This window comes from Microbacterium timonense (assembly GCF_900292075.1).
Classification (GTDB): domain Bacteria; phylum Actinomycetota; class Actinomycetes; order Actinomycetales; family Microbacteriaceae; genus Microbacterium; species Microbacterium timonense.
In genome coordinates this window covers 232,546-256,487 of record NZ_OLMV01000004.1, presented here as the reverse complement: position 1 = coordinate 256,487, position 23,942 = coordinate 232,546, and the positions used below count along the sequence as shown (strand labels likewise).

18 protein-coding genes are annotated in these 23,942 nt (G+C 71.2%); 7 read left to right on the top strand and 11 right to left on the bottom strand.

The window, feature by feature from the left end; translation table 11 throughout:
- The first annotated feature begins 174 nt into the window (after window positions 1-174).
- Complete coding sequence (locus C9992_RS13480) at window positions 175-2,139, top strand: anthranilate synthase family protein (RefSeq protein ID WP_106816132.1); 1,965 nt, start codon at window positions 175-177, stop codon at window positions 2,137-2,139.
- A gap of 40 nt (window positions 2,140-2,179) precedes the next feature.
- On the opposite strand, the gene C9992_RS13475 is transcribed toward C9992_RS13480, so the two are convergent.
- The 3 genes from C9992_RS13475 to C9992_RS13465 form a co-directional block, all read right to left on the bottom strand.
- Window positions 2,180-3,445, bottom strand: a complete 1,266-nt coding sequence (locus C9992_RS13475) for an RNA polymerase sigma factor (RefSeq protein ID WP_106816130.1) — start codon at window positions 3,443-3,445, stop codon at window positions 2,180-2,182.
- Entirely contained in the window at window positions 3,442-3,810 is a 369-nt protein-coding gene (locus C9992_RS13470; protein ID WP_106816129.1) for a YciI family protein, read from the bottom strand. Before C9992_RS13470 ends, C9992_RS13475 begins: the two co-directional genes overlap by 4 nt.
- Window positions 3,811-3,971: 161 nt before the next feature.
- Window positions 3,972-5,330 (bottom strand): M50 family metallopeptidase, encoded by a 1,359-nt coding sequence (locus C9992_RS13465; RefSeq protein WP_106816128.1) that lies wholly within the window; start codon window positions 5,328-5,330, stop codon window positions 3,972-3,974.
- A gap of 104 nt (window positions 5,331-5,434) precedes the next feature.
- Between C9992_RS13465 and C9992_RS13460 the strand changes: the two genes are divergently transcribed.
- From C9992_RS13460 to C9992_RS13450, 3 genes are all read left to right on the top strand, one after another.
- Complete coding sequence (locus tag C9992_RS13460) at window positions 5,435-6,007, top strand: hypothetical protein (protein WP_106816127.1); 573 nt, start codon at window positions 5,435-5,437, stop codon at window positions 6,005-6,007.
- A 105-nt stretch (window positions 6,008-6,112) separates the two neighbouring features.
- A complete protein-coding gene (locus tag C9992_RS13455) occupies window positions 6,113-6,829 on the top strand; it encodes a DUF1775 domain-containing protein (RefSeq protein ID WP_106816126.1) in 717 nt (238 codons plus the stop codon).
- A 62-nt stretch (window positions 6,830-6,891) separates the two neighbouring features.
- On the top strand, window positions 6,892-8,556 hold the full coding sequence (locus tag C9992_RS13450; protein WP_106816125.1) for a Mur ligase family protein: 1,665 nt from the start codon (window positions 6,892-6,894) through the stop codon (window positions 8,554-8,556).
- Between the two features lie 154 nt (window positions 8,557-8,710).
- On the opposite strand, the gene dxr is transcribed toward C9992_RS13450, so the two are convergent.
- Together dxr and C9992_RS13440 are read right to left on the bottom strand one after the other, a co-directional pair.
- Window positions 8,711-9,796 carry a 1-deoxy-D-xylulose-5-phosphate reductoisomerase gene (gene dxr, locus C9992_RS13445; protein ID WP_106816124.1) on the bottom strand — a complete coding sequence of 362 codons (1,086 nt, stop codon included), beginning with the start codon at window positions 9,794-9,796 and terminating at the stop codon, window positions 8,711-8,713.
- A gap of 39 nt (window positions 9,797-9,835) precedes the next feature.
- Complete coding sequence (locus C9992_RS13440) at window positions 9,836-10,810, bottom strand: FKBP-type peptidyl-prolyl cis-trans isomerase (protein ID WP_106816123.1); 975 nt, start codon at window positions 10,808-10,810, stop codon at window positions 9,836-9,838.
- Between the two features lie 201 nt (window positions 10,811-11,011).
- Here C9992_RS13440 and C9992_RS13435 point away from each other — a divergent pair, with 201 nt between their 5' ends.
- Window positions 11,012-11,713, top strand: coding sequence for a lysophospholipid acyltransferase family protein (locus tag C9992_RS13435; RefSeq protein WP_106816239.1), 702 nt, complete (start codon window positions 11,012-11,014; stop codon window positions 11,711-11,713).
- Between the two features lie 16 nt (window positions 11,714-11,729).
- Here the strand turns inward: C9992_RS13435 and C9992_RS13430 are convergent, their stop codons facing one another.
- Window positions 11,730-12,224, bottom strand: coding sequence for an OsmC family protein (locus C9992_RS13430; protein ID WP_106816122.1), 495 nt, complete (start codon window positions 12,222-12,224; stop codon window positions 11,730-11,732).
- A gap of 52 nt (window positions 12,225-12,276) precedes the next feature.
- Between C9992_RS13430 and C9992_RS13425 the strand changes: the two genes are divergently transcribed.
- Both C9992_RS13425 and ald read left to right on the top strand, forming a co-directional pair.
- On the top strand, window positions 12,277-13,266 hold the full coding sequence (locus C9992_RS13425) for an asparaginase (protein ID WP_106816121.1): 990 nt from the start codon (window positions 12,277-12,279) through the stop codon (window positions 13,264-13,266).
- 56 nt (window positions 13,267-13,322) lie between these two features.
- Window positions 13,323-14,438 (top strand): alanine dehydrogenase, encoded by a 1,116-nt coding sequence (gene ald / locus C9992_RS13420; protein WP_106816120.1) that lies wholly within the window; start codon window positions 13,323-13,325, stop codon window positions 14,436-14,438.
- A gap of 46 nt (window positions 14,439-14,484) precedes the next feature.
- Here ald and C9992_RS13415 read toward each other — a convergent pair whose 3' ends face one another.
- From C9992_RS13415 to C9992_RS13395, 5 genes are all read right to left on the bottom strand, one after another.
- Window positions 14,485-16,050, bottom strand: coding sequence for an APC family permease (locus tag C9992_RS13415; RefSeq protein ID WP_106816119.1), 1,566 nt, complete (start codon window positions 16,048-16,050; stop codon window positions 14,485-14,487).
- Window positions 16,051-16,059: 9 nt separating this feature from the next.
- Entirely contained in the window at window positions 16,060-19,008 is a 2,949-nt protein-coding gene (locus C9992_RS13410) for an FtsK/SpoIIIE domain-containing protein (protein WP_106816118.1), read from the bottom strand.
- A gap of 66 nt (window positions 19,009-19,074) precedes the next feature.
- Window positions 19,075-19,989, bottom strand: a complete 915-nt coding sequence (locus C9992_RS13405; RefSeq protein WP_200826331.1) for a PP2C family protein-serine/threonine phosphatase — start codon at window positions 19,987-19,989, stop codon at window positions 19,075-19,077.
- A 62-nt stretch (window positions 19,990-20,051) separates the two neighbouring features.
- On the bottom strand, window positions 20,052-22,097 hold the full coding sequence (locus C9992_RS13400; protein ID WP_106816117.1) for an ABC transporter ATP-binding protein: 2,046 nt from the start codon (window positions 22,095-22,097) through the stop codon (window positions 20,052-20,054).
- Window positions 22,094-23,827: an ABC transporter ATP-binding protein gene (locus C9992_RS13395; protein WP_106816116.1), complete on the bottom strand. Its 1,734-nt coding sequence runs from the start codon at window positions 23,825-23,827 to the stop codon at window positions 22,094-22,096. The genes C9992_RS13400 and C9992_RS13395 overlap by 4 nt, the downstream gene beginning before the upstream one ends.
- Window positions 23,828-23,942 lie beyond the last annotated feature (115 nt).

The window sequence follows — 23,942 nt, the reverse complement described above, 5'->3', positions numbered from 1 at the left end:
TCGCGTGGGCCGACGCGGTGGCCGGCGGCGGCCGTGTGATAGGTTCGGCGCATGTCCGCACGCCTGAACTGGTGGCTCACCGCATAGGCGGTGGGTTTCGCGCGACTCAGACCGCCCCCGGGGCGGTCTTCTTTTTCGTAAGGGAAGCCACCCCACGACGAAAGAACCACAGCCATGACCGGGCTCGCCCACTCCACGCTTCGCGAGATCGCCGACCGCGGCATCCCGTTCGCCCTCATCGCGCGCGACGGCGCGACCGTCGAAGTGCTCACCGGTGATGTGGTGGACGTCGACCTCCTCGCCGACATCCCCCTCAGCGATGCCGACGGCACGCCGCGCGAAGTGCTCGCACTGGTCCCGTTCCGGCAGGTGCGGGAGCGCCGCTTCGAATGCCACGACGACGGCGCCCCGCTGCGCTGCCTCGTCGTGCGGGAGCGGTCGTCCCTCCCTCGCGGCGAGGTGCTCGCGGCACTGCCGGCCGAGCGTATCGACCTCGAGGATGCCGGCTTCGACATCTCCGACGAGGACTACGCCGACATCGTCCGCCGGGTGATCGCGGACGAGATCGGACGTGGTGAGGGCGCCAACTTCGTCATCCGGCGCGACTTCACCGCCGGCGTGTCGACGGATGCCACGACCGCCGCACTCACCTGGTTCCGCGCGCTGCTGGAGCACGAACGGGGCGCCTACTGGACGTTCGCCGTCGTCACCGGCGACCACGTCGCCGTCGGCGCGAGCCCCGAGGCGCACGTCAGCGCCAAAGACGGCGTCGTCACCATGAATCCGATCTCGGGCACCTTCCGGCATCCGGCGGGCGGGCCCACCCCGGCCACGCTCTCGGAGTTCCTGCGGTCGACGAAGGAGACCGAGGAGCTGTTCATGGTGGTGGACGAGGAGCTCAAGATGATGAGCGCGGTCTGCTCGGACGGCGGTCGCATCACGGGCCCGCACCTCAAGGAGATGTCTCGCCTCACGCACACCGAGTACGTGCTGCGCGGGCGCAGCAGACTGGACCCCCGCGACATCCTGCGCGAGACGATGTTCGCTCCCACCGTCACCGGATCTCCCATGCAGAACGCCTGCACCGTGATCACGCGCCATGAGACGACGCCACGCGGCTACTACTCGGGCGTGGCGGCGCTGTTCACACCGCGAAGCAGCACGGCGGCGGCGACCCCCTCGGCGGCCGGACGCGCAGACGGAGCCGCAGAGACCCCCGAACCCACCCACGACCTCGACGCCCCGATCCTCATCCGCACCGCGTATCTGCAGGACGGTCGGTTGCGCGTGCCCGTGGGCGCCACGCTCGTGCGCCACTCCGACCCCTACGGCGAGGTCGGCGAGACGCACGGCAAGGCGGCCGGTGTGCTGGGCGCGATCGGCGCGGTGCCGCGAGCGGCGCAGGCCCAGACGGACGTGGTCGACGAGGACGCACCGACACCGGCTCCCCGCCGGCTGGCCCACGATCCGGAGATCGCCGAGCTGCTGGCTTCGCGCAATGCGCGGCTCGCGGAGTTCTGGCTGAACCCTCAGGGCGCGGGCGCCCCGGGCCCCTTCGCCGGCCGCACCGCGCTCGTCGTGGACGCGGAGGACCGGTTCACGACGATGCTGGCCCATCAGCTCCGCCACCTCGGCCTCACCGTCGAGATCGCGCCGTGGAGTGCGGTCACGGACGCTCAGGTCGATGAGGCCGAGCTGCTGGTCGCCGGTCCTGGGCCCGGGGACCCGCGCGACGTCTCGAACGCACGCATCCGGCGGATGCGGGAGGTCGTCGCGAGACGCCGTGCCGCAGGTCGGCCGCTTCTGGCGGTGTGCCTGAGCCACCAGATCCTGGCCGACTCGTTCGGCATCGCCCTCGCGCCGCTCGACGCGCCTCACCAGGGCCTGCAGAAGACGGTCGACCTCTTCGGCGAGCCGTCATCCATCGGCTTCTACAACACCTTCACCGCTCGCGTCGCCGCCGGCACCACGCGCGTCGGGGTCGCGGAGGTCGCCGCCGACGCCTCGGGCGATGTCTACGCTCTTCGGGGGCCCGGCTTCGCGTCCGTGCAGGGCCACCTGGAATCGATCCTCTCGCGGGACGGGATGACCACGCTGCAGCGACTGGTCGAGCAGGCGCTGATGCCCGTGACCGCCTGAGCGCACCCTCCCGTCGCGCGCAGCGGAGGATGTCGGGGCCTCAGCGTCGAGCTCGCGCCGCCAGCAGACGGCGTTCGGCCTCGTTCGCGGTCAGCTCGAGCGCACGGAGATCGGCGGCGAGCGCCTCGTCGTCGCGTCCCAGCTCACGCAGCAGCCACGCTCGGACGGCGTGCCACAAGTGCGAGCGCGCCAGGGGATCAGCCAGAGCCTCCACCTCGGCCAGCGCCGCCACCGCACCCTCGACGTGAGCGAGGGCGACCGCCCTGTTGAGCCTCACCACGGGCGAGCGGTCGTATGCCAGCAGCATGTCGTAGAGGGTGAGCACCTGCAGCCAGTCCGTCGCCGCGGCATCGGACGCGTCGGCGTGACACGCCGCGATCGCCGCGTGGAGCTGCCAGCGGCCGGGGCGGCGGAGCCGCGCGGCGCGCTCGAGCGCGTCATGGCCCGACGCCAGAAGCGCGTGGTCCCAGCGCGAGCGGTCCTGGTCGCCGAGGAGCACCAGCTCGCCGTCGGCGGAGCGGGCCGACTCCCGCGCCCGATGGAACCGCAGCAGTGACAGCAGACCCCAGGCTTCCGCGGCGCGGGGCAGCGCGTCCGCGACGACCTGCGCCAGCCAGAGCGCGTCGTCGGCGAGGTCCCGGTCGGCGCGGGCGTCCGCGCCGGCGAGGAAGTGCGCCTCGCTGTACATCACCGAGACGACGGTGAGCACCAGATCCAGCCGGGCTGCGGCATCCGGTCCTTCCGGCACCCGCAGCGGGATCCCGCTCGCGGCGATCTTGCGCTTGGCGCGCGAGATCCGCTGACCGGTCGTCGCTTCGCTCGAGAACGTGGCGCGCGCGATCTGGGCCGTCGTCAGGCCGCAGACGGCTCGCAGTGTGAGGGCGAGCTGCGCATCGGGAGCCAGGGCAGGGTGGCAGCAGCCGAACAGCAGCGGGAGCCGCTCGTCCGCCGGCGCTCCGGGAGCCGTCGGGGTCGGGACCAGCAACGCGACCTTGTCGCGCAGCACGCGATCACGCCGGACGCGATCGAGGGCGTTGTGGCGCGCTGCCTGCATGAGCCATGCGCCCGGCCGGGGCGGGATGCCCCGCCGGCGCCACTCCCGCAAGGCCTCTTCCACCGCTTCCGCGACGGACTCCTCTGCAAGGTCGAAACTCCCGAACGACCCGGTGAGAGCGGCCGTGATGCGGGCGGACTCCTCGCGCACCACCACCGCGAGGAGCCGATCGGATGCCGCGGCGCCGGCGTGCGTGCCGGGCGCATCCCGCGCGTCCGCACCCTGCGGCGCCGCGGCATCCGACTCGGTCACTGCTCGAACTGGCTGTAGTCGGTCACCATCGGACGGATCTCGATCGCCACGCCCGGGAACTGCATCGACGGCCAGGTCTTGACCAGCTCGATCGCGGCATCCAGGTGCGGGACGTCGAGGACGCTGAAGCCTCCGACGACCTCCTTCGCTTCCGAGAACGGCCCGTCCGCCACGACGGGGCCGTCCGGGCCGTACTTCACGGTCGTCGCGGTGGAGACCGGCTGCAGCTCGGCCCCGCCGTCGGCGATGTGGGCGGAGTTCGTCTGGAACCACTCCCAGATCCGCCCGTAGACCTCCTGCGCCCGGTCCTCGGGAACCGCGGCGTCGAGTTCGGGGGTGGAGGTGAACATGATCACGTACTTCACGGTCGTCGTCCTTTCGTCAGTGGAACCGTTGCACCCTCACAGCGAACGGGCAAGACGGATTTCGACAACCTGAGCCGACAGATGTTGCGCGGTCGTCTCGAACCGCGCCGCGCGGCGGGGCTCGCGCCGCCGTGCAGACCGCCGATCCCCTCGCGACAGGCTCAGAACAGCGAGATGGGGTTGACCAGGTCGGCGAGGATGAGCACCGCGCCCATCGCGATGAGGGCGACCACGACGACGAACGTCACCGGGACCAGCTTCGTCGCGTCCACCGGCTGCGGGGGCGGCCGGCGGAACAGCTTCGCCCACGCGCGCTTGATGCCCTCCCACAGCGCGACGGCGATATGGCCGCCGTCCAGCGGCAGCAGCGGAATGAGGTTGAAGACGAACAGCGCGATGTTCAGCGACGCCAGGAGCGACAGGAAACCGGCGATGCGGTTGATGATCGGCGAGTCGGCGGCAGCCACCTCGCCCGACAGGCGCCCCGCCCCGACGATGCTCAGTGGACCGTTCGGATCGCGTTCGCCTCCGGTCACGAGGCTGACGCCGGTGTCCCACACCTTCGCCGGCAGCTGCCAGATGATCCCCGCGACGGCGCCGACGTTCTGGATGGCCATCTCGGGCCCCGCCCAGATCGGCTGGCGCACGAACTCGGTCGTCGGCCCGATCCCGACGAATCCCACCTGCTCCGTCGACGTCGTCCCGTCGGCGGCCGTCACCTCCGACGAGATCGTGGCCGGAGTCACCTGCAGCGTCTGCTCGGCGCCGTCACGTTCGATGACGAACGTCAGCTGCTGGCCTGCGGACGAGCGGATGATCGCGGATGCCTCGGCGAAGTCCGCGACCGCCTGACCGTCGATGGACACGATGGTGTCGCCGGGCTGGATGCCCGCCGCTTCGGCGGGCGTGGTGGGGTCGTCCGGGCTGCACTGGCTCGTGCTGTCGGCGGGGACGCAGTCGGACAGGCGGGCCACCGTGGTGGTGGCGGTCTGCACGCCGATGCCCGTGAACAGGATCGCGAACAGCACGATGGCCAGCAGCAGGTTCATCAGCGGCCCGCCGAGCATCACGACGACCCGCTTCCAGACCGGCAGACGGTAGAACACACGCGTGTCGTCGTCACCGCGCAGGGTCTGGTCGTTGGCGTCGCGCGCGTCCTGCACCATGGTCGCGAAGAAGCCGCCGCCCGCGCGTCCGGCGCGGCCGCCGGCCGCGCCCTGAGCGCGGGGCACCACCACCGCTGCGTGCGCGGCGTCCTGCTCCTCCTCTCGCAGGGCGGGAGAGGGCGGGTACATGCCCGCCATCGAGATGTAGCCGCCGAGCGGGATCGCCTTGAACCCGTATTCGGTCTCCCCGAAGCGGCGGGACCACAGCGTCGGGCCGAAACCGATCATGTACTGACCGACGCGCACACCGAACTTCTTGGCCGGCCACAGGTGCCCCAGCTCGTGCAGCGCGATCGAGACGGCCAGGCCGACGACCATGAGCACGACGCCGATGACGAACGCGAGGATCTCCACACGCTCACGGTACCCGCGCGAGGCTTTGAGTTGGGTGTGACGGCCACGCGACCCGGTCCGTGCCGGGGCGCGAGTCTGCCGTAGGCTCGGAGCGAGGAGGAGCCGTGAGTCCACGCCACGTCCGCGCGCTGCGCGGCTCCGCCGCCGCGTGGATGGCCACGATCGTCGCCGCGACCGCTCACACGCTCGCCGGCGGCGGCGCACCCTCGCCGGTGTTCGTCGCCGTCATCGGCATCCTGGTCTCACCCGTGGCGATGGTCCTCGTCGGTCGCCGTCTCGCCGTCTGGCGCGCCGCGCTCGTCGTGGTGGGCGGTCAGGGGCTCTTCCACGCCTCCTTCGCCATGACGGCTGGGGCCGACCCGAACGCCTCCCACGGGCACCACGCAGCCCACCTGTCGGGGCCTGCCATCGTCGCCCTTCCCGACATGCCGATGCTTGCGGCGCACGCGGTGGCCGCCGTCCTGACGGTCGCGGCGCTGTACGGCGGCGAACGGATGCTGCGCGCGCTGGCCGCCGGCATCCGCACCCTCTTCACGCGGGCGGTCGCGATCGCACCTCGCCCCGCCTCCCCCCGCCTGGTCGCTGCCGAGCGCGCGCTGCTGCACCCCGGCGCAGCCTTCGTCCTCGCACCTCTGTCGCGGCGGGGTCCTCCCGCTTTCGTCGCCGCGGCGCGCTGAGCGCCGCCGCCGGCCGCCCCCCTGGCGAGCCGGCTCTCCTTCGCGTGCGCCCGCACCATGCCGTGCACCCGGGTGCCGCACCATCCAGACGAAAGACGAAGACCCATGATCACGACGACCTCACCCACCCCTCGCACCCGCCGCATCGCCCTCGGCGCGGTCGCCGGACTCGCTCTCGCCCTCGGAGCGCCGCTCGCGGCATCCGCGCACGTGCACGTCGATCCCGGCACCGCGACCGCCGGCGACACCGAGACCCTCACGTTCTCGTTCTCCCACGGCTGCGAGGACTCCCCCACCACTGCTCTGACCATCGACATCCCCGAGGGCGTCGGCAACGCCGCCCCCGTCGTGCAGGGCGGGTGGACGATCTCCCGCGAGCTCGGCGCGGATGGTGTGCCGACCCGCGTGGTCTACACGGCCGACACGCCCGTGGAGAGCGGGCTCAAGGCGAACGTCGCCATGGACGTGCTGTTCACCGAGAGCGCCGCCGGGACGGTGCTTGCCTTCCCGGTCACGCAGACCTGCGTGACCGGCGAGACGGCGTGGACACAGCTGGCCGAGGATGGTCAGGACGCCGAAGACCTCGACGCCCCCGCGCCGATCGTCGAGGTCGGCGACGCCTCCGCCTCGACGCCCGAGGCGGACCACGGCGGACACGGAGGCAACAGCACCGCGAGCGGTGACACCGACGCCGAGGCACAAGCCGAGGCGACGGCATCCGTCTCGGCCGACCCGGTCGCGCGCTGGCTCGCGGCCGGTGGTCTGGCGGCGGGCATCGCCGCGCTCGCGGTGGTGCTCCTGCGCCGTCGCACGAAGAGTTGAGCGCCCGGCCGCCCTCGCCCGCGCGGCGGGGGCGGCCCACGCCGTGCGAGGATGGATGCGCCATGCCCACCGACGCGCCCTCGAACCTGCCTCCGGTCCTCCGCCCCGACGCGCCGCCGATCCACTCCCTCGCCGACCTCGTGGCGCGGTTCGCCGTCGACACGCGCGGAGACGTCGAGGGTGTCACGCTCACCGGACTGACCTTGGCCACCGCCGACCTGCGTCCGGGCGACGTGTTCGTCGCGGTCCAGGGCGTAAATCGGCACGGAGCGGATTTCGCCGCCACCGCCGCCGAGAAGGGTGCGGTCGCCGTGGTGACCGATGCCGCCGGCGCCGACCTCGCTGCCACCAGCGGGCTTCCTGTCGTCCTCGTCGAGGATCCGCGGGCGCTTCTCGGCGAGCTGTCGGCGTGGGTGTACAGCACCGGCCGCGACGACGATCTGCCGACACTGTTCGGCACCACGGGCACCAACGGCAAGACGAGCGTCTCCCATCTGCTCGAGGGCATCCTCGGCCAGCTCGGCGCGATCACGGGGCTGTCCTCGACCGCCGAACGGCACATCGCCGGTCAGGTCATCGTGTCCCGACTCACGACGCCCGAGGCGTACGAGATGCACGCGCTCCTGGCCCTCATGCGCGAGCGCGGCGTCGAAGCGGTCGCGGTCGAGGTCAGTGCACAGGCGCTGAGCCGCCGCCGCGTCGACGGCATCGTGTTCGATGTCGCCGGGTTCACCAATCTCACGCACGATCACCTCGACGACTACGCCGACATGCGGGAGTACTTCGAGGCGAAGCTGCCGCTGTTCCGACCGGACCGCGCGCGCCGTGCGGTCGTCTGCATCGACTCCGAGCCGGGCGCGGAGGTCGTGGCGCGCAGCGAGGTGCCGACCGTGACCGTGGGGACGCCGGCGCTGGCCTCGGACCCCGAGGCGGCGGCCGCAGCTGACTGGGTGGTGGAGATCCTCGATGAGCGGCAGGTCGGCACGCGGTTCCGGCTGACCGCCCGTGACGGCCGCGCGCTCACGACGCTGGTTCCGGTGATCGGCCGGCACATGGCCGCCAACGCGGGCCTGGCGATCGTCATGATCCTCGAGGGCGGCTATGCGTGGGAGCGCATCGTCGACGCGCTCGACGGCGGCCGCATCGACGCCTATCTCCCCGGCCGCACCGAGCTCGTCTCGGGCGACAGCGGACCGGCCGTGTACGTCGACTTCGGGCACTCCCCCGACGCGTTCGAGAAGACGCTCGCCGCGGTGCGACGGGTGACCCCGGGCAAGGTCGTCATGCTGGTCGGCGCCGACGGCGACCGCGACGCCACCAAGCGCCACGACATGGGACGCACCGCCGTCGAAGGAAGCGACATCCTGGTCATCACCGACCACCATCCGCGGCATGAGGATCCCGATTCGATCCGCGCGACGCTCATCGAGGGCGCCCGGCGCGCACGGCCCGATGCCGAGATCCACGAGTACTCCCCGCCCGAGCGCGCGATCATCGAGGCGGTCGCGCTGGTCGGCGACGGCGACGCGATCCTGTGGGCAGGCCCGGGCCACCAGGACTACCGCGACATCCGCGGAGTCCGCACCCCCTACTCGGCCCGCGAGCTCGCCCGGCGCGCCCTGCGCGACGCCGGGTGGCCGGTGCCCGAGCCGCACTGGCCGGTGCCGTATCCGGAGCACGAGACCCCGGCATCCGATCCCCTGCGCCCGGTCTTCCCCGACGCCTGACGGTCGCCGACGCCGTTTCGGACGCCGTCCCCGTCGCTTCTCGCCCTCGTCCACCACGATGACTTGGCCTAAATGTACGCGGCACGCGGCGTGTCGCGTACACATAGGCCAAGTCATCATCGCGGGAGTGGCGACGTGACGACGGGGGGAAGGGTCAGGATGCCGCGGCGATCGCCTGGTCGGCGGCGCGGCGTGCCCACTCCTCGGCCTCGGCGAGCGACTCGCGGGTGAGGGCGTCCGGCGCCTCGTGCGCGTCGACCACGAGCTCCACGACGTCGGTGATCCCGAGGAATCCGAGCCTGCCCTCGTGGAACGCGTCGACGGCCTGCTCGTTGGCGGCGTTGAAGACGGCCGGGTAGGTCCCGCCCGCGCGTCCCACGCGCTTGGCGAGCTTCACCGCGGGGAAGGCGGCTTCGTCGAGCGGCTCGAAGGTCCAGGAGACGGCGGTCGTCCAGTCCAGCGGCCGCCCGACTCCGGCCACACGATGCGGCCAGTCCAGCCCCAGTGAGATCGGGAGCCGCATGTCGGGGGGCGAGGCCTGCGCGATGGTCGAGCCGTCGACGAACTCCACCATGGAGTGCACGATGGACTGCGGGTGGACCACCACGTCGATGTCGGCATACGGGATGCCGAACAGCAGGTGGGCCTCGATCACCTCCAGTCCCTTGTTCACGAGCGTCGCGGAGTTCGTGGTGACGACGCGGCCCATGTCCCAGGTCGGGTGCGCGAGCGCCTGCGCGGGGGTGACCTCGGCGAGCGACTCACGACTGCGGCCGCGGAAGGGTCCTCCGGATGCCGTCAGGACGAGTCGGCGCACCTCATCCCGTTCACCGGAGCGAAGGGCCTGCGCGATGGCGGAGTGCTCGGAGTCGACCGGCACGATCTGTCCGGGACGGGCGACGGCCGTGACGAGGTCGCCGCCGACGATCAGCGACTCCTTGTTCGCCAGCGCGAGCGTGCGGCCCGTCTCCAGCGCGGCGAGCGTCGGCCCGAGCCCCACTGAGCCCGTGATGCCGTTGAGCACCACGTCGGCCTCCACGTCGCGCACCAGCTGCTCGGCTTCGACCGCGCCGAGGGCGACGTGCTCGACACCGAACTCGGTCGCCTGTGCCTGAACGCCGGCCCGATCGGATCCGGCGGCGAGCCCCACCACCTCGAACCGCCGCGGGTTGGCACGCACCACATCGAGCGCCTGCGTGCCGATGGAACCCGTCGAGCCGAGGATGAGGACGCGCCGCATCCGGCCAGCCTAGCGCCGGGCCGGATGCGGCCGCCGGGGCTATTGCTGGGCGGCGGCGCGCTGCACGCCGAGGATGTCGATGACGAAGACCAGCGTCTCGCCCTTGAGGTCCGTGTCGTTGATCTCGCCCTCGCCGTAGCCGAATGCCGGCGGGATCACGACCAGGACCTGCGAGCCGACCGTCTGGCCTTCCAGTGCCTGCTGGAAGCCCTCCACCACGCCGGTCGTCGAGAACGCCGAGGGCTGTCCGCGATCCCAGCTCGAGTCGAAGACGCTGCCGTCAGACCACTTGACACCCGTGTACTGCACGAAGACGGTGTCGCCGGACTGCACGACGGGGCCGTCCCCCGTCTTCAGGTCGGCGATCTGCACCTCGGTGGGCGGGTCGGCGTCGGGGATCGTCACCGTCGGGGCGCCGTCGTCGTCGAGCTCGACGGTCGGCATGCCGTCGACGGGGCTCTGGTCGGCGCCGCCGGACGTCGTCGGCAGGAGGTCGGCGGTCTGGGCGACCACGACGACCGGGGACGCCCCCTCTCCGAACGCGCTGCCCGGAATGGTCATCGCCACGGTCGAGCCCAGCGGTGCGCACTCCAGGGCTGCGACGAACAGCGAGTAATTCTGCTCGTCGAGGAGGATCGGCACGGCGCCGGATTCGTCAGGCGAGGTCTCCGAGGAGTCCTGGAGCAGCTCGCCGGTGGAGCCGTCGTAGATCGAGTAGAAGCCGCTGACGAGGTCCCCGGTGGCCAGATCGTCTCCCGAGCCTTCCGTGACGATGGTCCGCTGGATGTCCTCGTACGCGAGCGAGGTCGGCACGGTCGCGGTGAGGTCGGCGCCGCTGCCGGTCACCTGGATGGCGTCGGAGTCCGCACCCGGCTGAGCGTCCAGCACGCATGCCGAGGACGGCGTCGCCGACGGCGTGGGGTCGGCGTCGGGCTCGCCCGATCCGGAGCAGCCGGCCAGGACGACAGCCGACAGCGCGGCGATGGACAGGGCAACGAGGGGGCGAATGCGCACGGAGGAACCTCGAGTCGATGGAAGGTGAGACTCCATCCTTCCGCATCTTTGCTCGGTTCACGCTGAGAGGTGGCTATGCCGATGACGGAATGCGAACGGGAGTACCCTCTACGGGTGACTTCGGACCTCGTACCCGGCGCCGACGAGACCTCTGACGACAGCGCGGCGGCGCGAGAGACCCCGGCCGGTGCGGTGCGCCGTATGGGTGCGACGTATGCGTTCGGCCGGTTCGTCGTCGCGCCGCTCGCGCGCCTGGTCTACCGGCCGCACGTCGAGGGACGGGCGAACGTCCCGAAGTCCGGGCCGGTGATCTTCGCGAGCAACCACCTGTCGTTCATCGATTCCATCGCGATCCCCGTCGCCGCGCCGCGCCCGGTGCACTTCCTCGCGAAGTCGAGCTACTTCGACACGCCCGCATCGCGGTGGTTCTTCACCGCGATCGGGGCGGTTCCGGTTCAGCGCGGCGCGGGCCAGGCGGCGCTGGACGCCCTCGACCAGCAGCGGGCGCTGCTGGAGAACGGCAGCGCCGTCGCGCTCTATCCGGAAGGCACGCGCTCGCTCGACGGGCGTCTGTACAAGGGCCGCACCGGCGTGGCCTTCCTGGCGCTGCAGACCGGGGCGCCCGTCGTCCCCGTGGGGCTCATCGGCACCGACAAGGCGATGCCGGTGGGCGCCAGGATGCCCTCGCGCAAGCACCGGGTCACGGTCAGGTTCGGCAAGCCGCTCGACCTCTCGCACCACGGGGCGGCGTCGTCCGGGAGGGCGCGTCGTCTCGCCACGGACGAGATCATGAGCGCCATCCACGCGCTGTCGGGTCAGGAGCTCGCGGGAGCGTACAACGAGGTCCCCGCGCAGAACCCCATCGACCGCATCAAGCAGGTGCTCCCGCACGAGCGTCGCTGAGCTGGAGCGGCACCGCTCAGGGGTTGGGTGCGACCGCCACGCCCGCGACGACGATCGTCGGCTCGTGGCGCACCGGGAAGTTCACCGAGTTGGCGATGAAGCACCACTCGTGCGCCTGTGCGTGCGCGGCGGTCGCGGCATCCGTCATCGAGGCGTCCGCCACGGTCACGCGCGGTCGCAGCACCACCTCGCGGAACGCACCTCCGCCGCGGCCGTCCTCCACCATGAGGCCGGAGGCGTCGTCCTCGTAGCCGACCACCACGACACCCGCCTGGACGCAGGCGTGCAGGTACGACAGCAGGTGGCATTCGCTCAGGGCGGCGACCAGCATGTCCTCGGGGTTCCATCTCGTGACGTCGCCGCGGAACGGCTTGTCGGACGACGCCAGCAGCGCCGGCTTGCCGTCGATCTCGATCGTGACGGCCCGGTCGTAGTCGCGGTAGCCCGATGTGCCCGTCCCGCGATCGCCGGTCCAGGTGGTACGGACCGCGTAGCGATGCTCACCCCACATGAGGCCAGTCTGTCATGCGGGACCACCACCCCTGCGGCGGTAGGCTGGCGGGGTGCCGCAGACCTTCGCCGCAGCCGATGCCGTCGAGCTCGCCGTCGTCGAACGCAGCGGCTTCGTGGAGTCGCGTCATTCGGGCATCGCCATCGTGCTGGCCGCGGACGGCAGCATCGCCGAGAAGATCGGCGACCCCTCCTCGCTGATCCTCCCCCGCTCGAGCCTCAAGCCCCTGCAGGCGCTCGCGTGCCTCTCGGCGGGAGCGCCGCTGGAGGGCGAGCGCCTGGGCCTGGCCACCGCGAGCCACTCCGGCACCGACCGGCACGTGCGGGTCGTCCGCGAGATCCTCGCCGCCGCGCAGCTGAGTGAGGACGCGCTGGCGTGCCCGGCCGCCTGGCCGGGTGACACGGCGACGCGCAACGAGCTCATCCGCGAACTGGGCCAGCCGGCGCCGGTCCGCATGAACTGCTCCGGCAAGCACGCGGCCATGCTCCTGACCAGCGTCGTGAACGGCTGGGATCCGGAGGGGTACCTCTCTCCCGAGCATCCCGTCCAGGTCCTCATCCGCGATGTCGTCGAACGCCTCATCGGCGAGAAGGTGTCGGCCACGGCCATCGACGGCTGCGGCGCACCGGTCTACGCCATGACGCTGTTCGGCCTCGCGAAGGCCATCCACCGCATCGGCACCTCCTCGACGACCTCGCCGTTCGCGCTGCATCGCAGCGCCGGCGCCTTGGTCGAAGCCGTCCGCACCCACCCGTGGACCATCCAGGGGCCCGGGTCCCCCGACACGATCGCGGTCGAGCGGCTGGGCGTGTTCGCCAAGCATGGCGCGGAGGGCGTGATGGTGATGGTAGCCCCCGACGGCACGACGGTCGCCCTCAAGGTGCTCGACGGCAGCCTGCGCGCGGCGACGGCGGTCGCTCTGCGTCTGCTGGAACGGCACGGCGCGCTGGCATCGCCGGATGTCGCCGACACGTTGTCGAAGCTCACCCTGTCGGTCACCGGCGGCGGGAAGGATGTCGGGGCCATCCGCCCCGCTTTCTAGAGGCGCTCCCACGAGGAGCCTGAGCGCTCCAACGGCGGAGCGGAAAGGACCACACGATGAGGATCAGCGTCCCCACCGAGGTGAAGAACAACGAGTATCGGGTCGCCCTCACCCCCTCGGGGGTGCACGACCTGGCCGCTGCCGGTCACGAGGTCTTCGTGCAGCGCGGGGCAGGTGAGGGCTCATCCATGCCGGATGCCGAGTACGAGGCCGCGGGCGCCGTGCTCCTGGACGATCCCGCCGAGGTCTGGGCTCGGGCGGAGCTGCTGCTGAAGGTCAAGGAGCCCATCGCGAGCGAGTACGGGTACTTCCGCGACGACCTGGTGCTCTTCACCTACCTGCACCTGGCGGCGGACCGACCGCTGACCGAGCGCCTGCTGGCCGACCGCGTCACCGCGATCGCGTACGAGACGGTGCAGCTTCCGGGCGGCGGTCTGCCCCTGCTGGCGCCGATGAGCGAGGTGGCCGGGCGTCTGGCTCCGATGGTGGGAGCCAACACCCTCATGCGTTCCGCAGGCGGACGGGGCCTGCTCATGTCGGGGGTGCCGGGCACACGTCCCGCGGTCGTGACGGTGATCGGCGGCGGTGTGGCGGGAGCCAACGCGACCGTCATCGCGGTCGGCATGGGCGCCGACGTGACGGTCTTCGACACCAACGTGCAGCGACTGCGCTACCTCGACGACCATTTCCAGGGACGGGTGAAGACCGCCGCGTCCAACCCGCTGGACCTGGACAGGGCCGTGGTCGCGTCGGATCTCGTGATCGGCTCGGTGCTCATCCCGGGTGCGAAGGCGCCGAAGCTCGTCACCAATGACATGGTCTCGCGCATGCGACCGGGTTCGGTGCTCGTCGACATCGCGGTCGACCAGGGCGGCTGCTTCGAGGACACGCATCCGACGACCCACGCCGACCCGACGTTCGCCGTGCACGGCACCGTCTTCTACTGCGTCGCCAACATGCCCGGCGCCGTCCCGAACACGTCGACCTCCGCGCTGACGAACGCCACACTCCCCTATGTGCGCCAGATCGCCCGCCGCGGCTGGCGGGAGGCGCTGCGCGCGGATGCCGCGCTCGCCGGTGGTCTGAACACCGTCGACGGCCGCGTCGCGAACCCCGGGGTGGCGACCGCGCACGAGCTCGATCTCGCACCGCTGGACGCAGTTCTGGTGTGAGACCGTGATCGCGGTGGGACCGGCCGGCGGCCGGTCCCACGACAGGCTATGCGAGCCCGCCGTCGATCGACCGTGAGTAGTCGGCGGGGTCCTCCGGCACCAGGACGGGCGTGTCGCGGTTGAGGCTCTCTCCCCGGAAGAACGGTTTGGCCCCGGGGAAGAGGAACCACAGCAGCATCAGCACGACACCGAGCGCGAGCGCGCCGATACCCAGCACGAACGTGCCGCCGATGCCCAGGAGCACGGTGTAGCCGTAGTCGACGTCGTACATGTCGATCGCGGACTGGATGAAGGCGTAGGTGAGCATGAGGGCGCCCAGCAGCGGAAGCAGACCCTTGAAGAAGAACGCGCCGGCCGACCGGAACAGCTCTTTGCGGTAGTACCAGACACAGGCGTAGCCGGTGATGGCGTAGTAGAACGCGATCGCGAGGCCGAGCGACAGGATCGAGTCCTGCAGGATGTTGTCGCTGATGAGGGTCATGCCGATGTAATACACGCTCGCCACGACACCCATCACGATCGTGGAGAACGACGGGGTGCGGTACTGCGGATGCACCGCCATGAAGCGCCGCGGCAGCGCCCGGTAGGCCGCCATGGCCAGCGTCCCCCGGGCCGTCGGCAGGATGGTGGTCTGCGTGGACGACACCGCCGAGATCAGCACGGCGACGACGAGCACCCAGCCGAACGGCCCGAGCAGTCCGTCCTTGATGGCGAGGAAGAAGTCGTCGGCGTTCGCCTCGTTGCCCAGGCCCGTGCCGTCTTCGCCGAGTCCGGCGTACATCATCGCGGCCACCGTGACCCCGACGTAGGTGACGAGCAGGATGACCGTGGTCAGCAGAGCGGCCAACCCGGGGATCCGCTTCGGGTCCTTCGTCTCCTCGTTCAGTGCGAGGCACGTGTCCCATCCCCAGTAGATGAAGAGCGCGAGGAGCACGGCCTCGGTGAATCCGCTCCAGTCGGTGAATGCCGCAGGGTTGAACCACGACCATTCGAAGGGCGTCGGGTCCGGCGCGGTGCCGGCGAAGAACTGCCACAGGGCCGCGATCACGAAGATCGCGAGGGCGGCGTACTGGATGCCGAGCAGCACGTTCTGGATGCGCTCGCCGATCTCGACACCGCGCCAGCTGATCCAGGTCATCGCGAGGATGAAGAAGACGCCGGTCGCCGTGACGAGGGGCACGTTGTCGGACAGGAGCGCGTCGTCGCTGTTTCCGACGATGCCGTCCACCAGCGCCCAGAAGTAGATGCCGCCGATCTGCGCGAGGTTGGCCAGCACGACCATGCCGGCCACCGCGACGCCCCAGCCGCCCATCCACCCGACCCAGGGGCCGAATGCCTTGGTGCCCCACGTGAAGGTGGTGCCGCAGTCGGGGATGTCGCGGTTGAGCTCCCGGTATGCGAACGCGATGAACAGCATGGGGATGAAGGCGACGACGAACGCGATGGGCGCCTGTGCGCCCACGGCGAGGACGACGAACCCGAGGGTCGCCACGAGGGAGTAGACCGGTGCGGTCGATGCGAGACCGATGACGGTCGAACCCCAGAGCCCCAGCGTCCCTGCTGCGAGCCCCTTTCCGTCCGGTCGGTCGAGCTGAATCGGGGAAGTAGCCACAGAGCGACGCTAGGGGGATGGATGGGGCCAGGTCAACGCATCTGGCTGTCGGTGCGGGGCGACGTCGTCGCCGGGAAGGACGATGCGGACCGGCTCAGCGCCGGCGGCGATGAGCCACGCGCGCGCCCGGCCCGGCTCGCAATACGGCGGGATGCCGCGGAACCCGGCGAGCACGCGCAGTTCGGCGGCGCACGACGTGTCGATGACGAGGTCGTGGTCGCCGCGCAGGTCGGCCAGCAGCCGCCAGTGGCGCTGCCAGTCATCGGGCTCGCCCACGACCACCACCCGCCCGTCGCCGACCGGCGTGGGATCGGCGACGTACTCATCGGGCCCGACCACACGCACGCCGCCCGCTGCCCATGCCGCCAGCGCGCGGCGACCTGCCGGGGAGCGCCGAGCCACGACACCGGTCACGGCGGCTGCGGGAGCCCACGGCGCCGGAAGAACCCGCGACGGGACGACCGGCGGCGGGGCCAGCGCGATCTGGACCGGGCACCCGTCCAGGCGTCCCCTGCCCGCCGGCGCCGAGGGGTCGAACCACGACGCGTCCCCACCGGCCGCCGCGTGCTCCAGACGCGTGGTGTAGGGCAGCATAAGGCGGCGGGGAAAGAGGTCGGCGAGCCGGGAGACAGCACCCGTGGCGCGGTGTGCACCCGCCACGACGAGCAGGCCGCCGTTCCCGGCTCGCCGGATGATGGCCTCCAGGCGCTCGAGGAGCACCTGCGCGTACTCGGCGGGCAGCCGCTGCGCGAGCGCGTCGACGTCGTCGATGAGCACCACGGTGCCCGGAGGCGGGGCGGCCGCATGCAGCGCCGAGACGACATCCCACATATCCTCGGCGTCCTCCGGCACGCGCACGGCGGCATCCGCGTGCTGCGCCTGTACGAGATCGAGCACGTTGGTCACGCCGGACCCGGGTCCGCCGAGCACGAGCAACGCCCTGTCGCCGGGCAGCAGCACGGCGGGCGGCTGCCGCTGGCGCTCGGGCTCGTCGGCCAGCCCCAGGAGCACCGCGCCGAGCGGTCCTGCGTCGCCTGCATGACGTCGCCGCAGTTCTTCCAGAGGCAGCATCGCCGGCAGCGCGGGAAGCCACGGCCGCTCAGGGACGCGCGTGCCGACGTTCAGTGCCGCCCGTGCGACGTCGTCCGGGCCGGACAGCGCGATCCGCACGAGCTGCGCGGTGGTGTCGCCCGCACGCCGGATGTACGCCGCGCCACGGCCGGCAGCGCCGCCCGGCAGGCGCGCGGCGTCGTCGCTGCCCAGGAGCGCCCGGCTGTCTGCAGGGTCGGTGACGCGCAGGCTGATGCGCAACGGACAGTTCGCCAGCAGGTTGTCGCGGATCACGCCTGAGGCCCGTTGCGTGCCGAGCACCAGATGGATGCCGAGAGCACGGCCGCGTGCCGCGATGTCGGCGAACAGCCCGTGCAGTTCCGGGTTCTCGCCGATCAGCGCGGCGAACTCGTCCACCACGACGACCAACCGAGGCAGCCGCACGCGAGGATCCCGGATGTCGCGCGCACCGGCGGCCGCGATCGTCGCCTCGCGGCGCCGCAGCTCGGCTCGCAGGCTGTCGATCGCCCGCCGTGCCCCTGCGCCGTCGAGGTCGGTGATCACACCGGTCACATGCGGGACCCCGGCCAGCCCGTCGAACGCGGTGCCGCCCTTGAAGTCTGCGAGCAGGAAGGTCACCTCGTCGGTGGAGCGGGTCGCGCACAGCGCGAGGATCCAGGTGATGAGCAGTTCGCTCTTGCCCGCTCCGGTGACTCCGGCGACGACGGCGTGCGGCCCGTCGTCGACGAGGTCGACGATCGCCTGCTCCCTGCCGGCAAGGCCGATCGCGGCGGGAAGGGTGGTGCGGGCGACGGCGAGGTCGTCGCGCGGGGCCTGCCCCTGGGCGCCGGCCGGGGACAGCAGCGACGCCAGGCTGATCGGCTGGGGAGCTCCCCCGGTCATGCCGAGCACCCGCTCTGCCCGTGACGCGAGGTCCGCAGCGATCTGTTCCGCCTGTGCAGCGGACAGGGCCTCGACCCGCACAGACACGGTCCGGCCGTCATGATCGAGTCGGGCGACGTCGGGAGAGGCGACGGTGAGGACCGCCTGGCAACGCGGCGGTGGCGTCTCGCCGGGGCCGCAGCAGGCGATGACGATGTCGGCATCCGCCGTGTGCAGGTCACCGGGAGACAGGAGGGCGAGCCGTGCACCACGGTCTGCCCGGCGATGCGGCAGACGCTCAGCCCACTGCATCCCTTCGCCGAGTGGGCCGACGACACACAGATCCCCAGGCGCCACGGCCAGGCACAACTGCATCGCGAGGGCCCGCTGCACCGCCGCGCCCAGTGCGCCGCCCGCCACCACCGCGACACCCGCCGACGCGGGGACCGTGACAGGGGCGTCTGCGAGCTGCGCTGCCCGACGGCGCAGCGCCGCGGCATCCGCGTCGCCGTCTCCTCCGCGCACCTTCACGCCGCTCGCGCGTTCGCCGCGCCCCACCACGAGCGAGGGGACCGAACCCGAACGCCAGATGTCGCCCTCGCCATGCACCAGCCGCGAAACGTCGGGATGCCTCCCCCACAGCTGCGCGCGCTCGGTTTCGTGCCGCGCAGCGACCGCCGCCGCGACCTCCTCGCGCGACCGAGCCGCCTCGGCCGCCGCCCGGCGACCGTCCCGACGCGCCGCTCGCCGCGCGTCGAGCATGGTGGCCCCGGCGATGAGCGGGCCCAGCAGGGCGAACCACAACGTGTAGGGGGAGCCGGTGACCAGCCACAGCGCGACCGCACCCACGACCGGCACGATCGCCGCGACCAGCGGCAGGGGCGGTCGCGCGGGCGGAGTCCAGGCGGGGGGCAGCTGCAACGGCTCGTCGTCGAGCACCGCCGCCACCGTCGCGGCCGGAGCGGGGCGGGACCCCTCCGGAACGCCGGTTCGCGGGTCCCCGGTCGGGCGGTGAAGCGAGCGCATGCCCTCAGTTCACCGCGGCGGCGGATGCCCGCGGCGGTGGATGGCCGGATCTGTGGATGCCGGCGTTCAGTCCCGTTCTGGGGAGGAAGGGTCGCCCGCCGGGGAGCCGTCGGCCCCGGCCTCGTGACCGTCGGCCTCGATGTCCGCCTCGCGCGCCTCCGCACGTTCGTCGCCGGCCGCGCCCTCGGACGCCTCGGCATCGTCAGGATCAGCGCCGGGCCGGCCGACGTCCAGCACGATCACCGTGATGTTGTCGCGTCCGCCGTTCTCGAGGGCGGCGTCCAGCATCGCCATCGCGGCGTCGGCGGGGTCGGGATTCTCATCCAGGAAGTGACGGATGCCGTAATCCGTGAGCTCCTTCGTGAGGCCGTCGGAGCAGATCACGAAGCGATCGCCCTCGGCGACGTCGAGCCGCACATAATCGGGCGTCACGCCCTCGCTGGGGCCCACGGCGCGCGTGATGACGTTGCCGTACGGGTGGTTCTCGGCCTCTTCGGGGCTGAGGCGACCGGCCGCGACGAGCTCCTGCACGACGGAGTGGTCCGTGGTCACCTGCACGATGGCGCCGTCACGGACCAGATAGACGCGCGAGTCGCCGATGTTGAGCGTCACCCAGTGCGGCGCATCCCCGCTGGTGTCGAGGAACACGCCGGTCACCGTCGTCCCTGTGCCGTCGTCGGTGGCCTCGGGGTGCGATGCGATGTCTTTGACCGCTTTGGCCAGCGCCTTCTCGATCGTCTTCGGGCTCACGCTGCCGGTGTCGGCCACAGCGCGCAGTCGCTCGATCGCGCTCGCGCTGGCGATCTCACCGCCGACGTGCCCGCCCATGCCGTCGGCGACCACGAACAGCGGGTAGGACGCGTACATGGCGTCCTGGTTGACCTCGCGGCGCCGTCCGGTGTCGGTGACGGCCGCCCACGAGAGCTCGAGCTCGCCGCCGGGGACGGGTACCGCAACGGACTGGGTGGATACGTCGGGCACGCCCAGTCCTCCCGTCGGCAGACGTGGGGCCGGTCGGCCCCACGTCCTCACATACTAGTGGGTCACTCCAGTGCCTCTTCCGACTCGGCGAGGGAGTCGACCACGATCTGCGCGGTCGTCGGCGGCGGTGCCAGCGGCGCCGCCGACACGGCGACGGCGCCCTCGTCCTCGGCCGCGCCTTCGAACTGGGCGTTGTACAGGCGCCAGTACGCTCCCTTGGCCGCCAGCAGCTCGTCGTGGGGGCCCTGCTCGACGATCGTGCCGTCCTCCATCACCAGGATCAGATCGGCGTCGCGGATGGTCGAGAGCCGGTGGGCGATCACGAAGGCCGTCCGGTCCTCTCGCAGCCGCGACATGGCACGCTGGATGAGCAGCTCGGTACGGGTGTCGACCGACGATGTCGCCTCGTCGAGGATCAGGATGCGCGGGTCGGCGAGGAACGCCCTCGCGATCGTCACGAGCTGCCGCTCGCCGACGCTGAGGTTCGTCGCCTCGTCGTCGAGCATCGTGTCGTAGCCGTCGGGCAGCGCGTGCACGAAGCGGTCGACGTACGCGGCGGTCGCCGCGGCGACCATCTCCTCCTCCGTCGCGTCGGGCCGGCCGTACGCGATGTTCTCCCGGATGGTGCCGGCGAAGAGCCACGTGTCTTGGAGCACCATGCCGGTGCGCGCCCGGAGGTCGTCTCGGGTCATGTGGCGGGTGTCGACGCCGTCGAGCGTGATCCGGCCGCCGTCGACGTCGTAGAACCGCATGATGAGGTTCACGAGCGTGGTCTTGCCGGCGCCGGTCGGGCCGACGATCGCGACCGTACTCCCCGGTCGCGCGGCCAGCGAGAGCCCTTCGATGAGCGGCTTGTCGGGGCTGTAGCGGAAGGAGACGCCGTCGAACTCCAGCCGGCTGGCCGACTCGGGAGCGGTCTCGGCCTGTTCGTCGTCGGGCGTCTGCTCCGCTTCGTCCAGCAGCTCGAACACGCGCTCGGCGCTGGCGACGCCGGACTGGAGGAGATTGGCCATCGAGCCCAGTTGGCTCAGCGGCTGGGTGAACTGGCGCGAGTACTGGATGAAGGCCTGCACATCGCCGATGGACATGAGACCGGCCGCCACCTGCAGCCCGCCCACGACGGCGATCGCGACGTAGACGAGGTTCCCGACGAACATCATCGCGGGCATGATCACACCCGAGAGGAACTGCGCTCCGAAGCTCGCGCGGTACAGTTCCTCGTTCTCGGTGCGGAAGTCGGACTCCACCTCCGTCTGGTGACCGAACACCTTGACGATCGAGTGGCCTGAGAACGTCTCCTCGACGCGCGCGTTCAGGACGCCGGTCGTCTTCCACTGCTGCACGAACAGCTTCTGCGAGCGCCGCGCCACCAGCACCGTGATGACGAGCGTCAGCGGGATCGTGACGAGCGCGATCACCGCGAGCAGGGGCGAGATGATGAACATCATCGTGAGGACGCCGATGACCGTCAGCAGCGAGATGACCACCTGCGACAGCGTCTGCTGCATCGACTGCCCGATGTTGTCGACGTCGTTCGTGACGCGGCTCAGGAGCTCGCCGCGCTGCACCCGGTCGAAGTACGACAGCGGCAGGCGCTGCACCTTGTCCTCGACCTGCAGGCGCAGTCGGTGCATCGCGCGCTGCACGACGCCGTTGAGGATCCGCGCCTGCAGCCACCCGAAGATGCTGGAGAACACGTACACCGCGAGCACCAGCGCCAGGATCCGCGCGAGCGCGGCGAAGTCGACGCCCGCACCCGGAACGAAGTCCGTCGCGGCGATCAGGTTCGCCTGGTCCTGGCTGCCGGAGGCCACCAGCTGATCGATCACCTGCTGCTTCGTCACGCCCGACGGCACCTGCAAGGAGATGAAGCCGGCGAACACGATGTTGGTGCCCTCGCCGAGCAGCTTCGGGCCGATCACCGACAGGGCGACCGACAGGATGCTGAACACCAGCACGAGCATGAGCTTCGGGGTGTCCGATCGCAGCGTGCCGAGCAGGCGCCTCGCGCTCGGACCGAAGTTCTGCGCCTTCTCGCCGCCCGAGACCTGTCCCATGGGACCCCGCTGCATCGGCATCCGGGCCGGTGCCCGCGTCGAGCCGCTCATGCCGCCGCCTCCGCTGCCAGCTGCGATTCGACGATCTCGCGGTAGGTCTCGCACGTCTCGACGAGGTCGTCGTGCCTGCCGATGCCGACGATGCGCCCGTGGTCGAGCACGACGATCTGATCCGCGTGCTGGATCGTCGAGACCCGCTGCGCGACGACGAGCCGGGTCGCGTCGGGCAGGTGCGTATCGAGCGCGCGGCGGAGCGCGGCATCCGTTCGCAGGTCCAGTGCCGAGAACGAGTCGTCGAAGATGTACACCTCTGGGCGCTTCACCAGGGCACGCGCGATCGCCAGACGCTGCCGCTGGCCGCCCGACACATTCGTGCCGCCCTGCGCGATCTGCGCGTTCAGGCCCTCGGGCATGCCTCGCACGAAGTCCGCGGCCTGTGCGAGCTCGAGCGCGGTCCACAGCTGCTCGTCGGTGGCATCGTGATCGCCGTAGCGCAGGTTCGACGCGACGCTCCCCGAGAACAGGAACGCCCGCTGCGGGACGAGCCCGACACGCGTCCACAGCTCGTCGGGATCGTACTCGCGCACGTCGACGCCGTCGACGCGGACGCTGCCGGCCGTCACGTCGAACAGCCGCGGCACCAGGCTCACCAGCGTCGTCTTGCCCGCGCCCGTCGAGCCGATGACGGCAGTTGTGGTGCCCGGTTCGATCGTGAAGGTCAGGTCGTGGAGGACGGCCTCGTCTGCCCCCGGATAGGCGAAGTCGACATGGTCGAACTCGATGCGACCGAGAGGGGCGGGAGCGGATGCGGCGACCTTCGGCGCCGACACCGACGGCGTCGTCTCGAGCACTTCGCCGATGCGATTGGCGCAGACCGCGGCGCGGGGGATCATGACGAACATGAAGGTCGCCATCATGACGCCCATGAGGATCTGCATGAGGTAGGTGAGAAAGGCGAAGAGCGTGCCGATCTCGACCCCGCTGTTCTGCACCTGGAACGCCCCGAACCAGATCACGGCGACGCTCGACAGGTTCATGACCAGCATGACCGCCGGGAACATCAGGGCCATCAGGTTGCCCGCCCGCAGCCCGGTCTGCATGACATCGTCGCTCGCGGACTCGAACCGGGTCCGCTCGTGGCGCTCGCGCACGAACGCGCGCACGACGCGGATACCGCTCAGCTGCTCCCGCATGATCTGGTTCACGCGGTCGATGCGCTTCTGCATCTGCGTGAACGCCGGCACCATGCGCCACACGATGAGTCCGACGATGATCAGCAGCACCGGGATCGCGACCGCCATCAGCCAGGACAGCCCGACATCCTGGCTGATCGCCAGGATGACGCCGCCGATCGCGAGCATCGGCGCGGACACCATGAGGGTCGCCGAGACCTGCACGAGCATCTGCACCTGCTGCACGTCATTGGTGTTCCGGGTGATCAGGGACGGCGGCCCGAACTGACCCACCTCGCGCTGCGAGAACGCCACCACCCGCTGGAAGAGATCGCCGCGCAGGTCGCGACCCATCCCCATCGCCAGGCGCGAGCCGAAGTACACCGCGATGACGGCGCACACCACCTGAGCCAGGCTCACCAGCAGCATGACGCCGCCGGTCGACCAGATGTACGGGATGTCGCCTGTCACCACGCCGTTGTCGATGATGTCGGCGTTGAGGGTGGGCAGCCACAGCGACGCGAGCGACTGCGCCAGCTGGAACACGACCACGGCCACGATGAGCGGCCATGCGGGCCGGAGATAACGCACCAGGAGCCTTCCGAGCACGGCGGACCTTTCCGGCGCGCGGGACCCCCGCCATCGCGGGACCGCGCACGGAAAGCGACGCTACGCCTGCGCGCGTGCGAGCGACAACCTGTGGGGTACGCCGTCGGCGAACTCC

Coding starts and splice junctions, on each gene's coding strand:
- C9992_RS13480 (WP_106816132.1), top strand. CDS start 175: ATGACCGGGCTCGCCCACTCCACGCTTCGCGAGATCGCCGACCGCGGC.
- C9992_RS13410 (WP_106816118.1), bottom strand. CDS start 19,008: ATGCGCTCGCTTCACCGCCCGACCGGGGACCCGCGAACCGGCGTTCCG.
- dxr (WP_106816124.1), bottom strand. CDS start 9,796: ATGCGGCGCGTCCTCATCCTCGGCTCGACGGGTTCCATCGGCACGCAG.
- C9992_RS13455 (WP_106816126.1), top strand. CDS start 6,113: ATGATCACGACGACCTCACCCACCCCTCGCACCCGCCGCATCGCCCTC.
- ald (WP_106816120.1), top strand. CDS start 13,323: ATGAGGATCAGCGTCCCCACCGAGGTGAAGAACAACGAGTATCGGGTC.
- C9992_RS13435 (WP_106816239.1), top strand. CDS start 11,012: ATGGGTGCGACGTATGCGTTCGGCCGGTTCGTCGTCGCGCCGCTCGCG.
- C9992_RS13430 (WP_106816122.1), bottom strand. CDS start 12,224: ATGTGGGGTGAGCATCGCTACGCGGTCCGTACCACCTGGACCGGCGAT.
- C9992_RS13400 (WP_106816117.1), bottom strand. CDS start 22,097: ATGAGCGGCTCGACGCGGGCACCGGCCCGGATGCCGATGCAGCGGGGT.
- C9992_RS13450 (WP_106816125.1), top strand. CDS start 6,892: ATGCCCACCGACGCGCCCTCGAACCTGCCTCCGGTCCTCCGCCCCGAC.